Consider the following 14,381-nt stretch of genomic DNA (forward strand, 5'->3'; position numbering starts at 1 on the left):
GGCCTAGGGGGCTTCTGATGGATCTCCGCGGCGTCGCGACGCCCGGCACGCACTCTCGCCCGGCACACCGAGAGCACGCACCGAACGCCGCTCCTTCTCCCACGGAGATCCATCAGAAGCCCCCTAGCGCGCCACGCGGTAGCGCAGGTAGACGACCTTCGAGCTGAAGGTGCGGGTCTCGACGAGTGCGAGATCCACCCGGCGCTCGCGCTGGGGAAAGAACGGAATGCCGCCGCCGACCAGCACCGGGTAGACCATGGCCCGGTACTCGTCGATCAGACCCGACGCAGCCGCCTCCGCCGCGAGAGTCGCGCCTCCGATCGCGATTTCGCCCTCTCCCGCTTCGCCTCGCAACCGCTCGATCTCCTCCGCCACGCCGCCGGAGGCCAGGCGGGCATTGCCCTGCACCGCCGAGAGCGTGGTGGAGAACACCACCTTGGGGAGCGGATTCCAGAGCGCGGCCCACTCGAGCTCTGCGTCGCCGAGTGTTGGATCCTGGTCGGCGGTCTCCCAGTACAGCATCGTCTCGTACAGCCGCCGTCCCAACAGGTGGACGCCGACCTGTCGAATCTCGTCGATCCAGAAGCGAAAGACCTCCTCGCCGGGCACCGTCCAGTCGAAGCCGCCGTCCGGCCCGACGATGTAGCCGTCAAGCGAGACGCTCATCGAATAGGTCACGCTGCGCATCAGAAGTCCTCCTCGGTAGCGGGTTTCGACAGTACGACCGCCGGCGGCGCAGGACTCATCGCGGCTCGCGGGAACCCCTCAGATCTCTCCGACGGGCTCACCGCCTCCAGCGGGCTGCCGGGGTGCCATTCCCCGACACAGCAGCGGCAGGGGCTCTCAAAGACCATCTCCCCGTCAAAGTGCCTACGCCTAGCGGGAGATGAGCAGCATGGTCCCCCTGCTATGGTGCGCCGATGCCATCGATCAAGCAGTTCCAAGTCACCTTCGACTGCGCGGAACCTGAGCGCGTCGCTCGTTTCTGGTGCGAGGTGCTGGGGTATGTCGTACCGCCGCCACCGGAGGGGTTTGCCACGTGGGACGACTACGAGAGCTCGCGGTCGCCCGAGGACCGGGGTTCATGGTTCGCCTGCTCTGATCCCTCAGGTGTGGGCCCGCGGCTGTACTTCCAGCGGGTTCCCGAGGGCAAGGTCGTCAAGAATCGGGTGCATCTTGACGTGCGGGTCGGCACCGGGCTCGTGGGTGAAGAGCGCCTCGCCGTACTCGAGGCCGAGTGCGCACGACTGGTCGCGCTCGGCGCGGTACGGGTGCGGCTACTGCCCGCCGATGACGAGAACGAGTCGTGCATCGGGATGCAGGACATCGAGGGCAACGAGTTCTGTATCGACTGAGTACTCCCCGAGACGGCAAGGTGAGGAGCCGTCCCGGCCCGGGACCGACCCCAGCGGGCCCTGGTGCTGCCCCTGCCTGGTCCCGGCCGCACCACCACAGCTCGGCATCGGCGACTTGGTAGGGTGTGCAACCGCTTGGGGAGTTATGACCGGTGCTCAAGGGGGAGAGGTCAGGCGACGATGCAGGCGTCAGAGGTAGTGCGTTCGGTGGCCGCGGCCACGTCCATCGCCTCATCACTTGGTCTGGCCGTCGATGACGCGATCGTTCTTCATGACTCGAACAAGCTCACTCTGCGGCTGCTGCCTTGTGACGTCCTGGCCCGGGTGGCGCCTGTGGCGGAGCAGGTCGCACAGTTCGAGATCGACCTTGCTCAGCGGTTCGCCGAAACCGGGTGCCCTGTGGCTGCCCTCGAACCCCGGGTGGAGCCACGCGTCCATGAGCGTGACGGCTTCGTGGTCACGCTGTGGACCTACTACCAGCCCGTGGCAGCTCGGCAGGTCTCAGCAGCCGACTACGCGCAAGCGCTCGAGCGGCTGCATGCCGGCATGCGCAAGCTCGATGTCCCGACGCCGCACTTCACGGATCGAGTCGAGCAGGCCCAACAACTCGTGGCGAACCGCGACCGCACTCCGGCGCTTGCCGACGCGGACCGGGAGCTGCTCGGCGACACACTACGAAGCCTGAGACGAGTGATCGGCGAGCGTGGCAGCGCCGAGCAGCTGCTGCACGGCGAGCCGCACCCGGGCAACCTGCTCGCCACGAAGAACGGGCTGCTGTTCATCGACCTGGAGACGTGTTGCCGTGGGCCCGTCGAATTCGACCTCGCCCATGCCCCCGAAGAGGTCGGCGAGCACTATCCGGGTGTCGATCAGGACTTGCTGCGCGAGTGCCGGATCCTCGTGCTGGCGATGATCACGGCGTGGCGCTGGGATCGAGGCGACCAACTCCCGGACGGGCGCCGGCTGGGCACGGAGTGGCTCAGCCAGATCCGAACAGCACTCGAGCGCAACGCCTTTGATACCCCTGGCTGATCGCGGACCTTGGAGGCCGTAGTCGGCGGGCGGTCTGGAGCGGACCGAGCTCGCCGGGCAGGTCTCGACCAACCGGTCAAAGAGGCACGTGCCGGCGGCCGATCTCACCGAGTCCTTGGTCGACGATGGACAGAATCAGCGGAGTGGCCGAGGACGGGAAGTACTCCCGTCCTCTCACGGGCTTCAAGCCCGCGTCGGCGAGGGCGAACCGAACGCTGGTTTCCAAGTCGGGTGCGAAATCACCCGGAAGGTCCCGGATGACGCGAACCTCGACAGTGAAGCCGTCCTTCGCATGGGTCCGCAGCCTGGGGCGAGGATCTCCGGAAGTGATCCCGAACTTCACGTGGTTCGGGCTCTCTACGACGTAGAACACCTCCCACGTCTTGCCCGCACAATGTCGGCAGAGTCCTTGCCCTTGCTTGACGCCACTGGGGATGGTTCTGGTCCGGTGACCTTCGCGGCAGATCAGTTGATGTGCGGTTCCGTCGCCCAGCCACGCCGGCTCCACGACGGTTCCGCCGAGTTCCTGCACCCGAGCCTTGAACCACTTCCAACATGCGACGGGGTCGATGCCGACGCACCTGAGGCAGCGGCCCGAACCGGCGCGAATATTGTTCGGAGTGGGACTGAAAGGATGGCCGTTTCCACAGATGATGCGGTGGGGCTCTGCCTTCCCCCGCCACTCCGGCTCCACGACGGTTCCGCCGAGTTCCTGCACCCGGGTCTTGAACGCCGCCCAGGCTGTAGCCGGGTCATTGCCGGAGCACACCGAGCAGATACCCCCACCGCCGCGTACATAGCCGGGCCGAGGCCGGCACGGATGTCCCTTCGCGCAGATCACCCGGTGGCGCTCATCCTTCCCGAGCCACTCCGACTCGACTACGGTTCCGCCGAGTTCCTCCACCCGGGACCTGAACGCCGCCCAGGCCGTAGCCGGATCACTGCCGGAACAAGGTCGGCACATGCCCTGACCCTGTTGCGCCCTGTTCGGAATTGCTGCTGTCTCGTGCCCTTTCGGGCATCGAACTCAGTGCTTGGCGGCGCTGCCGAGCCACTTCGTCTCCAGCACCTCGCCGCCCAGTTCCTCCACACGGTCTTTGAACCGCGCCCAGGCCTTTGTCGGTGATCCCCCCATCCAGTCAGTCTGACGCCGTCTAGTAGGACTCCGTTAGGTTGCTCTGGATCTTGGGTTCTGGCTGGTGGTGGACGTTGTGGGCAGGGGGCGGTGGCAGGTGGTGCAGGTGCCGGTCCAGCAGTTCAGCAGGTCTTGGATGGTGTCGAGGATCTGGTAGAGGGTGAGTCCGCTGTATCGGCTTCGCGTCCGTCCGCGCGGGCCAGGGCGTGCTCTGCGTTGTCGCGCCAGGCGGCGATCGCCTCCTCGTCCCTCCAGTACGACACCGTGATCCCCAGGCCGTCCGCACCGCGAGCGGCATCGACACCGAGGAAGCCCGGCTGGTCGGCGGCAAGCTTCATCATTCGCTCGTCCCTGTCCGCGTAGCCGTTGTCGCCGGCGGTCCGCACTGCGGTGAACACCACGGCGTAGTAGGGCGGGGCGGGCAGCGACGCGGGCTCAGGATCGGTCACGGAGGTCCTCCAACAGACGACACCGGCAGTCTCGCCTCAAACGATCTCGCGCACCCCCTGAACTCACAACCCCGCTGCCTGGTCGGCAACTCACGTTCCTGGAAAGAGAATCGGCCACCCAGTGCGCAAAGCGACCGGCGGGCCGACAGGCAGGCAGGCGCTGGTCAGGGGCTGCTGATCGCCGCGCAGACAGCGAGTGACCATGTCCGCCAGTTCGGTCTCGAACGTCTCGACCGGGATGATCCGCGGGTCGGCCATGAGCTTGTGCGTGTTCAACTCCACGGTGAACACGATCGGTTCGGCCGCGGTGTCGAGGTCTCGCACACGAACGTCCGGGTGCCGGGCGAGGAGGCCACGCACCTGAACGACGTCCTTTCCCGCAGATCCGGGGCCCGGACGAGCTCGTGCTCGTCGCGGCGGGCAGCGGCGTGACACCGATGATGAGCGAGATCCGCACGCGACTCGCCGCCCGGCCGGGCCACGGCCGGATCGCGCTGCTCTACGGCAGCCGCACCGCGGACGAGATCGTCTTCGCCGACGAACGGACCCGGCCGGCCAGGGACCGTCCGGACCGGGCTGTCGGTCACCCACGTCCTGGCCTGCCGGGACGGGCGGCTCGACGCGGACGGCCTACGTCGTTGGATCACCAGTCTGCCCTCGGCCCGGAGCGCTCCCCGCCCCCGCCCCCGTCCACGCCCATGCCCACCACTGCGTCTGCGGTGCCGCAGGAGATGACCGTCGGGAGGACGGGCGCCCGTCGGCGCGGTGGTCGTCGAGCCCGGCCAGACACTGCTTGGTTGCCCGCGTACACGGTCAGCGGGACGCTCGCCCTGGGGCCAGACCCGGATTTCACCGTGGTCCGGGCCTGGGCCGCCGAGCGCGGCTGCTCACTGGACCGGGGCCACAGCGGCCATGCGCCCTCGAGCGTCCGCGCGGCGTACTCCCACGCCGCCCGCGTGTGACGGAGCGGCCGATCCGCCGCTGTGGCGGCGGCACCCGGTGCGAGATCGGTTGCGGCTCCAGCGTCGAGCAGGTGCTGTGCGATGTCTGTACGGAAAGCGGATTCCTGAGATACCGTCACCTCGCCCAGCAGGATTGAATCGTTTCAATCACTTGACCGCTGAGGAATGAGGGCGTCATGACCTTGAGCAGCACGCACGGAAACGGCTCGCAGCCCGGCCCCCGCCGACGTACGGTCCTTACCGCCGGGGGAGGAGCTGTGGCCCTGTCCGTGGCCGGACTTCCCGTGGCGGACACGGCATCCGCGGCTCCGGCTCCGGGACCGGCACCGGACAGCGCGAGAGCAACGGCGCCTCGCCCCGGGACCGGCTGGCAGCACTATGTGCAGGCCCCCGCTTCCCGCACCGTACGGCCCACGCGCGTCCTCGCCTCCACCGGCGACGTACGCGTGCCGAAGGGGTTGCTGAAACCCGGTGGATCCCGGACCGTCCTGCACCGTCCACAGCCCGCGCCGGCACCCCGTTGGCCCGCGGGGACCGTGGCCGAAGCCTCGTCGACGCACGCGGGCAACAGCGGGAACGACGGGCAGCCGCGCACCTACGACGCCGGCAACGCCGTCGACGGCGACCCGGACACCTTCTGGAACGACGACACACTCGGCGTGTCTCCCGACACGCTCACCGTCACAGTGCCTGCCGTCCGGGAGTTCTCCGGGATCACCCTCGTCTCCAACAGCGACGGCGTGCCGACCGACTTCACCGTCGACGTCTGGCAGGACGGCGTCTGGCAGTCGGCCGCCACGGTCTCGGACAACGATGTCGTCCAGCGGGCCGTACCGTTCCCGACGCCGATGTCCGGCACCAAGGTCCGCATCACCGTGACGGCGGTACAGGACACCCCCCGAGGAGCCTTCAGCCGGGTCAACGAAGTGTGGCCCGAAGCAGTCGCACCGGTCGAAGTGCCCAGTGTCACCGTGGACTTCGGCAAAGTCGTGGTCGGGTACCCGCGGATCCGGTTCGCCTCCGCGTCCGACAACCTCCCCGGGGTGAGGCTCGCCTTCTCCGAGACGAAGCAGTTCCTCACCGACCGTTCCGACTTCACACGTTCCGACCAGTCCGGGGTGCCGGCCCGGGGAACGGACCAGTTCGCGGTACCCGCCAAGGGCGCGGAGTGGACCGATCGCAAGGGCTACCAGACCGGGAACCAGGTCTACGCGGACGGATTGCACGGCTTCCGCTATCTGAAGATCACCCTGGACGCCCTGGCGGCGGACGCTCCGGCGGCACAGCCCTGGGGAACGGTCGAGATCGACTCCGTCAGCCTGGACTTCACCGCCTACCTCGGCACGCCCGGCACCTATCGCGGCTGGTTCCTGTGCTCCGACGAGGACCTCAACCGCTACTGGTACGGCGCGTCGTACACCAACGAGCTGGTCACCGACACCTTCCGTCAGGACGACGTCGACCCGCGCAACGCCTGGAGCGCATCGCTCGAGGGCAGGCTGGTTCTGCACGACGGGCCGAAGCGCGACCGCGATCCCTACGTGGGCGACTTGGCGGTGTCCGCCCGTACGCTCTATCTCACCCACGACGAGGCCGCCCAGGCCGCCCGCAACGTGCTGGCCGACCTGGCCGAGCATCAGCGCGCCGACGGCTGGATCCCCCCGGCCTCCATCGCCGGCTACGCCCTCCAGCTGTTCGACTATCCGCTGTGGTGGGTGACGTGCAGCTGGGACTACGTCCTGTACACCGGGGACCGCGCCTACGCCGAGCGCTACTACCCGAACCTCCTGAAGGTGCTGGACACCTGGTACCCCAGCGTCACGGACGACGCCGGCCTGCTCAGCAAGGGGCTCAACGGAACAGGCGGATACGGGGACTACGCCTTCCTGAACCGCACCGGACGGATCACCTACTACAACGCCAACTACGTCCAGGCCCTCAACGACGCCGCGAAGCTCGCCCGTTGGCTCGGACATACGGCAGACGCCGAGCGCTGGAGCCAGCGGGCCGGCGCGGTCGGCGACGCGGTCAACGCCCTGCTGTGGGACGCGTCCGCCGGTGCCTACCTCGACTCGGCGACCGGGCCGGTGCGGCACGCCCAGGACGGCAACTCCATCGCCATCACCGCGGGTGTCGCCGACGCCGATCGCGCGGCATCGGCGCTGTCCCACCTCGACGCGACCACCCGCCGGCCGTACGGCAACGCGTTCATGGACAACGACACCCTCTTCGGCGACGCCTCACAGCGGGTGTACGCCTTCACCTCGTACCCCGAGATCGTGGCCCGGTTCGAGACCGGCCGGGCCGACTCGGCCCTCGACCAGATCCGCCGCACCTACGGGTGGATGGACAGCCACGACCCCGGCATCACCCACTGGGAAGGCATCGGCCCCGACGGATCCCTCTACGAGGGCGCCTACACCAGCATGGCCCACGGCTGGTCCACCGGCGTCCTGCCGGCGCTGACGCATCAACTCCTGGGCGCCAGGCCCGTATCTCCGGGATTCGCCACCTGGGAAGTCCGGCCCCGCACCGGAAGCATCGCCTGGGCACAGGGCCAACTGCCCACGCCGCACGGCCCCTTGCGGGTCGTCTGGGAACAGAACCGCTCAACCTTCAAACTCACCGTCCATGCGCCGCACGGCACTCGGGGCACGGTCACGCTCCCCGGTGACAGCCGCCGACTGACCGTCCGAAGCGGCGGCCGCCTGCTGTGGAACGGGCAGCGGGCCTTGGACGGTGACGTGCGGGCTGCCGAGAACCACGTCACGATCTCCGGTCTGGGCCCGGGCACACACACCTTCACAGCCGCGCGGGACAGCTGAGCCGACGCCGTTGCTCCGGCGAGTGGTCGGCGTCGACCGGCTGCCTCTGTCGCACGGGTCAGGACCGAGCGGACCGACCCTCAGGACGTCCCGCCGTAGAACGCGCGGAAATCCTCCAGCGTTCCCCGGTAGTACTCCAGGTCGTCGATGAGCTTCGCGCGGGTCACCAGTTCCGGGTTCCGCGCCCGGGACTGGCGGCCGACCTCGGACCAGACACCTTCGTCCGGAACCACGTCCGCACCCTCCGGCAGGAACTTCAGCGCCTCGCCGACCGCTTCCGCGGCGAACTCCCAGTTCAGCTCGACACCGAACCGGTCCTGGTCCGGACCGCCGGTGCAGGCCAGGTCCGCCTCCAGCGCCCGGCGCGCGTACGTCGCCGCCACCTCGGCCCACTGAGCGGCGTCCACGAGGTGTGAAACCCCCAGCCCGAACCGCGCGCCGACCGTGCGGGCCGCTTCCTCCGACACGTACGGGATCGCGATGTCACCGGCTTGCGTGGCGAGGGTCCAGGCGTCCGCGCCCTCGGTCAGGTTCTGACCCGGCACGATCGGGAGGGGCTCCACGGCAGGTGCGGTCCGGTCGGCCGCGATCGTCAGACTCGGGTAGACCTGCGCCTCCGCCAACGTCCTCGCGATCAGCATCGGTTGTCCCGTCCCTGTCCCTCGGCCCGGTTCGCGGTAGCTGCCGCGGACCGCCATCAGCCAGAATTCTTCAGCTCCACGAGCAGCAACGCCACCCAACGTCGGACACAGGGTGCGGGCTGGTCCGCCGACCGGCCACCGCTACCTGGAGCGCACCGAGGCGGGCGGGGGATCCGCCCGGGCCGTGCGATCGGCGTCCGGGCCCTCCGCGGTGGGAACCTCTCGTGGCCGCAGACCGGCGACCAGGCCGACGATCACCACGGCGATGCCCAGCCATACCCACGGCCCCGGTGTCGCGGTCCCCGACACCATGCCGACGACCGCCGCCGCCAGCGGGGCGATGCCGGTCAGCAGCCCGGCTCGCCCCGCCCCGACGGAGCGCACCGTCGAGTACCACAGGACGAAGGCGACCGCGGTCACCATCAGCGCCAGATAGCCGACGGCCGCCCACTCGACCCCGGACAACTGCCGTACGGCCGACGGCCCTTCGCGCGTCGCGCCGAGGCCGGCCAGCAGCACACCGCCCAGCCACGTCGCGTGCACGGACACCCCCCACGGTGTGTGCCGTGGCAGTACCGGCACCGCGAGCAGCGTGAACGCGGCCTCGCAGCCCAGGGTGAGCGCCGCCCAGGCCACGCCGACGGTGTCGGTGCGGCCCGTCCCCTCCACCAGCACCGCACCCACCATGACGACCGGCGCGGCCAACAGGACCTGCCTGCTCGGCCGACGCCGTTCCAACAGCGGGCCCACCACCCCGAGGACCAGAGGTACGCATGCCACCGCGACGGCGATCACCGCGGGTTCCGCATGCGCGACGCCCCGGACCACGGCCACGTTGAACAGCACCAGACCGGTGACGGCGAGCCCGGTCAGCCACAGCCACTCCCGTCCGCGTGGCCACACCGGGCGAGCACCGGCGAACCGGGCGACGACCACAAGGATCGCGGTCGCGGCGGCGTACCGGACGGCTTGGGCGGTGAACAACGGGGCGTCGACGAGGGTGTGCGAGACGGTGACGCTGCTGCCGACCAGCGCCATCCCCAGCATCCCGGGGACGAGTTGGGCGAACGATGCGGAGGGCGTTTCCATACCGGCCACCCTGCCCGCACAATGGTCGTCATGGGCAGGTCCACAAACCCAGCGGCCGAGGGGTCCAAAGAGGCGCGCCCGCCTTCGGCGGCCGGCACGTCGGCACCCGGCGCGACCGTCGGCTCGGACTTCCTCCAACTCGACATCGGCCAGGCGCCGTCCGGCGGGCGTACCGCCTGGCTCGCCGACCGGCTGCGATCCGCCATCGCCGACGGCCGGCTGCCGGTCGGAGCACGGCTGCCGGCGAGCCGGGTGCTCGCCGCAGAGCTACAGATCACCCGGGGCGTGGTCACCGAGGCCTACCGGCGGCTCGCCGAATCCGGGCAGATCGCCGGTCGCGGCCGGCTCGGCACGGTGGTGGTGGCGGCCCCCGCCGCGCCCCGCGAGCGTGGCCGCCCTCCCGCCGGGCCCGGGACGGCGCTCTTCGGCTCGGCCGACCGCGAAGGCGTCGTCGACGCCCTGCGCGCCCTGCCGTGCCGCATCGATCTCTCCCCCGGCGTGCCCGACCTCGCCGCCTTCCCCCGCACCGGCTGGCTGCGCGCCGAACGCGCCGTCCTCGCCGGCGTCGGGCCGGCCGACTTCGGCTACGGCGACCCGCAGGGCGCCCCCGCTCTCCGCCGGGCCGTGGTCGGCTGGTTGGCCCGCAATCGCGGCATCCGCGCCGACCCGGCCGAGGTGATCATCGTCGCAGGCGTGGCACAGGCACTCGGCCTGCTCGCGCAGCTCCTGCGGGCGGACGGCGTCCGCCGCATCGCCGTCGAGGACCCCGGATCGCTGGGCGCACGCCAGCAGTTGGAGTACGGGGGCCATGAGGTGGTCCCCGTTCCCGTGGACGCGGGCGGCCTCGATGTCGGCGCGCTGCGCGCGAGCGGCGCCCGAGCGGTGCTGCTCACCCCGGCCCACCAGTTCCCCGCAGGCGTCGTCCTCGACGGGGAACGCCGCCGCGAGCTGCTGAGCTGGGCAGCCGACGGCGGGGTGGTGATCGAGGACGACTACGACGCCGAGCACCGCTACGACCGGCCGCCGGTGCCGGCGCTGCGCTCGCTGCTGCCCGAGGGCGTCTGCCACACGGGCAGCGTGTCCAAACTGCTCGCTCCGGCACTGCGGGTCGGCTGGCTCCTCGTGCCACCCGACCGGCTGGACGCCGCCGTGACCGCCAAGCGGTACGCCGACCTCGGAAACGGCATCTTGACGCAGCTGATCCTCGCCCGGCTGATGGACTCGGGGGAACTGGAACGGCATCTGCGCCATGTCCGGCTGCGCCATCGCCGGCGCCGGGACGTGATGCTGCGCGCCATCGACACGCACCTGCCCGGCGCCCGCGTCCATGGGGCGGCCGCCGGCCTGCACCTGATGGTCACCTTCGACGACGCGCAGGGCGGCTTCCGCGACACCGACCTCGCCGCGGCCGCTCTCGCGCGGGGCGTCAAGGCGCACCCGCTGTCCTGGCACCGGATCAGCCCCGGTCCGCCGGGCCTGGTCCTCGGCTACGCGGCGGGCCCCACCCACGAGATCGAGGAGGGCATCGCCGTCATCGGCACTGCTCTGCGGGACCTGAGGTCCTGACGAGAGGGAGCGGTGCCGGCGGAGTCGCCAACCCGTCCGCCGCTTCGGCCCGGCCCTGCTCGCGGGCGACACGCCCTTCCTGGCGGTGTACCTGCTGGCCCCCTCCTCGGCTCCCCGGCCGCCGCTGTCGTCGTCGACCGCCTCACCCGCACCCGGCGTGCGGACCGACGAAAGGCAGAATCGCCCGCATGACTCTCCACTGCGCCGTACTGGACGACTACCAGGGCGCCGCCCTCACCCTGGCGGACTGGAACCCCCTCGCCGACCGGGTCACGGTGCGCACCCTCCGCGAACACATCACCGACCGGGACACGCTCGTGGCCGAACTCGCCGACTGCGAGATCGTCGTGGCCATGCGCGAGCGCACTCCCTTCGACGCCGATCTGCTGCGCCGCCTGCCCCGGCTGCGCCTGCTGGTGACCACCGGCATGCGCAACGCCTCCATCGATCTCGCCGCGGCGGCGGCCCAGGACGTGACCGTCTGCGGCACGGCAAGCAGTTCCACCCCGCCCGTCGAGCTGACCTGGGCGCTCCTCCTGGGCCTGGCCCGGCACATCACCGCCGAGAACCGGGCGCTGCGCGCCGGCGGCCCCTGGCAGTCCACCGTGGGCCAGGACCTGCACGGCCGGACCCTGGGCCTGCTCGGACTCGGCAAGATCGGCACCCGGGTCGCCGACGTCGCCACCGCCTTCGGCATGGAGGTCCTCGCCTGGAGCGAGCACCTCACCAGCGAGCGAGCAGCCGACGCGGGGGTCCGACTCACCCCCGACAAGGACGACTTGCTGCGCCGCAGCGACTTCGTCTCCATCCACCTGGTGCTGTCCGACCGCACCCGGGGCCTGCTCGGCGAGCCGGAGCTGCGCGCTATGCGTCCGCACGCCTACCTGGTCAACACCTCCCGCGCCGCCATCGTCGACCGAACGGCACTTCTGCACGCTCTGCGCGAGGGGTGGATCGCCGGGGCGGGGCTCGACGTCTTCGACACCGAGCCGCTCCCCGCCGACGACCCCTTGCGCTCCCTGCCGAACGTGCTCGCCACCCCGCACCTCGGCTATGTCACCGAGCAGAACTACCGCACCTTCTACACGCAGACGGTGGAAGACATCACCGCTTTCCTCTCCGGCACTCCACTCCGCCCGCTGACGGCCGGGTGATCAGCGGGCGGGGGTGGGACGGTTGCCCCAGGCCTGCATCCCGGGCAGGGCGGCCTGCCGGACGGAGCGCTGTGGGCACTGCCGAGGTCTCAGCCGCGTCGGCTCAGGTACGAGTCGAGTTCCGCGGCCCCGGTCAGCATCGCCCGCCCGCGGGCGGACAGCCGGCCGTGCCAGTCGCGCAGGGTGGCCTCCAGCGGCTCCAGTCCGCCGGCCTCCCGCACCTGGGCGATCAGCGGGGCGATCTGCTCCAACAGGTAGCCACCGCGCCTGAGTTGGTGGGCCAGCCGGACGTCCCGTACGTCGGCCTCGTCGTACACGCGGTACCCGGTCAGCGGGTCGCGGCGTGGGCGAACCAGCCCGGCGTGCTCCCACTTGCGCAGTGTCGCGGGCCGGATGCCGAGCTGCTCCGCCAGCGGCCCGATGAATGTGCCGCCGGGCCCGATGGGCACGGCTGGATCTGCCTTCGCACCGGTGGCCTTCAGGCCGCCGAGGGCGCGCTCCACCGCCTGGAGAGTCCGACGGTCGTCGAGGAGTTGGGCGTGGCTCTCGTCGATGAGGCGGAACGCCTCCTCGGCCGCGCCTTCGTTCACGGCCCGCATGATCGACGTCGCCGTCCGGTGGCCGTGGCCGGGCAGCAGGGCGAGGAACGTGCGCAGGGCCTGTGCGTGCAGCGGGCTGTAGGTGCGGTAGCCGTGGGGTGTGCGACCGGCGGGCGGAAGGATGCCGGCCTCCTCGTAGTTCCTGATCGCCTGCGTGGACAGACCGTGCCCGCGCGCCAGGTCAACCGGCCTGAGCCGTTCACCGCTTTGAAGGTTTCGTCCCATGGCCCTGCCGATATCGCGGAAAAGTTTCAACCGAAGGTTCAACGATACCGTTGAAGGCATGGCTACCGACATCAAGGAATCCGCCCGGGCGATCGATGCCGCCGCCGTCATGAGGCTGCTCGCGGGCCGGCCGCGGCTGCTGGCTCTGGGCGAGCCCACCCACGGACAGGACACGCTGCTCGACCTGCGCAACGAGCTCTTCCGGCAACTCGTCGAGGAGGGGGGCTACCGGACGATCACCATCGAGAGCGACTGCATGATGGGCCTGGTCGTGGACGACTACGTCACCACGGGCACGGGCGCCCTCGACGAGGTCATGGAGCGCGGGTTCAGCCACGGTTGGGGCGCGTCGGCGGCCAACCGCGAACTCGTGCGCTGGATGCGCGCCCACAACGACGGCCGGCCCGCGTCCGAGCGCCTCCGCTTCGCCGGCTTCGACGGCCCGCTGGAGATCACCGGCGCGGCGAGCCCCCGGCAGGCCCTCACCGCACTCCACGACAGCCTCGCGGCCCGGGTCGACACGGACCTGCTGCCCTGTGGCGCGGCAACGCTCGACCGCCTCCTCGGCGCCGACGACCGGTGGACCGATCCCGCAGCGATGATGGACCCGTCCCGGTCCGTGGGCCGGTCGGCGGAGGCCGGCCGGCTGCGACTGATCGCCGACGATCTGGTGGCGCTGCTCGACGCGGAGACACCACACCTGATCGCGGCGACCTCGCGGGAGGACTGGCACCGCGCACGCCTGTACGGGCGCACCGCCGTCGGCCTGCTCCGCTACCACCACTGGATGGCCGACACCTCACCGGCCCGCATGACCAGGCTGGTCGGCCTGCGGGACCAGATGATGGCCGACAACCTCCTCGCCCTCGCCGAACGGTCCCCGGCACTCGTCCACGCCCACAACGGTCATCTCCAGCGGGACAAGAGCACGATGCGGATGGGCGACCTGCCGCTGGAGTGGTGGAGCGCCGGCGCACTCGTGAACGCCCGCCTGGGCGAGGAGTACGCCTTCCTGGCCACGGCCCTCGGCACGATCAGCCACCAGGGCGTGAACGCCCCGCCGCCGGACACCGTCGAAGGACTCCTCTACGCGCTCCCGCAGGACCGCTGCGTCGTCGACCCCGCCCGACTGGCCACCGCCCTCGGCGACACGCGCCCCGCGCACCGGGTGTCCCCGTACTACGGCTACGCCCCGCTCGACCCGGCCCACCTGCCCGGATACGACGGGATCGTGTTCGTCAGGGACGTCCGGCAGAGCTAGTGCCGCGGCAGGCAACGTTCGCCCCGTCGCGACGCCCGGCACGCACTCTCGCCGCACCGGCCGAAAGCCCAAGTACGTCCAGTACGAG

Annotated in this window: 14 protein-coding genes and 1 pseudogene; 8 read left to right on the forward strand and 7 right to left on the reverse strand. The window is 70.6% G+C overall.

The features are described from left to right. Window positions 1–123: 123 nt before the first annotated feature. On the reverse strand, window positions 124–687 hold the full coding sequence (locus tag AB0J04_RS21360) for a dihydrofolate reductase family protein (RefSeq protein ID WP_363170100.1): 564 nt from the start codon (window positions 685–687) through the stop codon (window positions 124–126). A 233-nt stretch (window positions 688–920) separates the two neighbouring features. Between AB0J04_RS21360 and AB0J04_RS21365 the strand changes: the two genes are divergently transcribed. Both AB0J04_RS21365 and AB0J04_RS21370 read left to right on the forward strand, forming a co-directional pair. Then, the gene (locus tag AB0J04_RS21365; protein WP_363170101.1) at window positions 921–1,355 is read left to right on the forward strand and encodes a VOC family protein; all 435 of its coding nucleotides are present in this window, start codon (window positions 921–923) and stop codon (window positions 1,353–1,355) included. 180 nt (window positions 1,356–1,535) lie between these two features. Next, the gene (locus AB0J04_RS21370) at window positions 1,536–2,387 is read left to right on the forward strand and encodes an aminoglycoside phosphotransferase family protein (RefSeq protein ID WP_363170103.1); all 852 of its coding nucleotides are present in this window, start codon (window positions 1,536–1,538) and stop codon (window positions 2,385–2,387) included. 76 nt (window positions 2,388–2,463) lie between these two features. Here the strand turns inward: AB0J04_RS21370 and AB0J04_RS21375 are convergent, their stop codons facing one another. The 3 genes from AB0J04_RS21375 to AB0J04_RS21385 form a co-directional block, all read right to left on the reverse strand. Continuing rightward, window positions 2,464–3,291 carry a hypothetical protein gene (locus AB0J04_RS21375; RefSeq protein ID WP_363170104.1) on the reverse strand — a complete coding sequence of 276 codons (828 nt, stop codon included), beginning with the start codon at window positions 3,289–3,291 and terminating at the stop codon, window positions 2,464–2,466. 353 nt (window positions 3,292–3,644) lie between these two features. Continuing rightward, window positions 3,645–3,971 (reverse strand): antibiotic biosynthesis monooxygenase, encoded by a 327-nt coding sequence (locus AB0J04_RS21380; protein ID WP_363170105.1) that lies wholly within the window; start codon window positions 3,969–3,971, stop codon window positions 3,645–3,647. A gap of 90 nt (window positions 3,972–4,061) precedes the next feature. After that, complete coding sequence (locus AB0J04_RS21385; protein WP_363170106.1) at window positions 4,062–4,331, reverse strand: hypothetical protein; 270 nt, start codon at window positions 4,329–4,331, stop codon at window positions 4,062–4,064. Window positions 4,332–4,411: 80 nt separating this feature from the next. On the opposite strand from AB0J04_RS21385, the pseudogene AB0J04_RS21390 reads away from it, so the two are divergent. From AB0J04_RS21390 to AB0J04_RS21400, 3 genes and pseudogenes are all read left to right on the forward strand, one after another. Continuing rightward, window positions 4,412–4,486 (forward strand): annotated as a pseudogene (locus AB0J04_RS21390) (hypothetical protein); the annotation flags it as partial. A 282-nt stretch (window positions 4,487–4,768) separates the two neighbouring features. Beyond that, window positions 4,769–4,933, forward strand: a complete 165-nt coding sequence (locus AB0J04_RS21395; protein WP_363170116.1) for a hypothetical protein — start codon at window positions 4,769–4,771, stop codon at window positions 4,931–4,933. A gap of 536 nt (window positions 4,934–5,469) precedes the next feature. Continuing rightward, window positions 5,470–7,758, forward strand: coding sequence for an alpha-L-rhamnosidase C-terminal domain-containing protein (locus AB0J04_RS21400; RefSeq protein ID WP_363170108.1), 2,289 nt, complete (start codon window positions 5,470–5,472; stop codon window positions 7,756–7,758). A gap of 80 nt (window positions 7,759–7,838) precedes the next feature. Here the strand turns inward: AB0J04_RS21400 and AB0J04_RS21405 are convergent, their stop codons facing one another. Both AB0J04_RS21405 and AB0J04_RS21410 read right to left on the reverse strand, forming a co-directional pair. Beyond that, window positions 7,839–8,399, reverse strand: a complete 561-nt coding sequence (locus AB0J04_RS21405; protein ID WP_363170109.1) for a hypothetical protein — start codon at window positions 8,397–8,399, stop codon at window positions 7,839–7,841. A gap of 141 nt (window positions 8,400–8,540) precedes the next feature. Then, entirely contained in the window at window positions 8,541–9,488 is a 948-nt protein-coding gene (locus AB0J04_RS21410) for an EamA family transporter (RefSeq protein WP_363170110.1), read from the reverse strand. Between the two features lie 21 nt (window positions 9,489–9,509). Between AB0J04_RS21410 and AB0J04_RS21415 the strand changes: the two genes are divergently transcribed. Both AB0J04_RS21415 and AB0J04_RS21420 read left to right on the forward strand, forming a co-directional pair. Next, window positions 9,510–11,054, forward strand: a complete 1,545-nt coding sequence (locus AB0J04_RS21415) for a PLP-dependent aminotransferase family protein (protein ID WP_363170111.1) — start codon at window positions 9,510–9,512, stop codon at window positions 11,052–11,054. Between the two features lie 188 nt (window positions 11,055–11,242). Next, complete coding sequence (locus AB0J04_RS21420; protein ID WP_363170112.1) at window positions 11,243–12,208, forward strand: D-2-hydroxyacid dehydrogenase family protein; 966 nt, start codon at window positions 11,243–11,245, stop codon at window positions 12,206–12,208. 89 nt (window positions 12,209–12,297) lie between these two features. Here the strand turns inward: AB0J04_RS21420 and AB0J04_RS21425 are convergent, their stop codons facing one another. After that, window positions 12,298–13,032 (reverse strand): TioE family transcriptional regulator, encoded by a 735-nt coding sequence (locus AB0J04_RS21425; RefSeq protein WP_363170113.1) that lies wholly within the window; start codon window positions 13,030–13,032, stop codon window positions 12,298–12,300. 58 nt (window positions 13,033–13,090) lie between these two features. Between AB0J04_RS21425 and AB0J04_RS21430 the strand changes: the two genes are divergently transcribed. Next, entirely contained in the window at window positions 13,091–14,293 is a 1,203-nt protein-coding gene (locus tag AB0J04_RS21430) for an erythromycin esterase family protein (RefSeq protein ID WP_363170114.1), read from the forward strand. Window positions 14,294–14,381 lie beyond the last annotated feature (88 nt).

Source organism: Streptomyces sp. NPDC050263, from assembly GCF_040655955.1.
GTDB lineage: Bacteria > Actinomycetota > Actinomycetes > Streptomycetales > Streptomycetaceae > Streptomyces.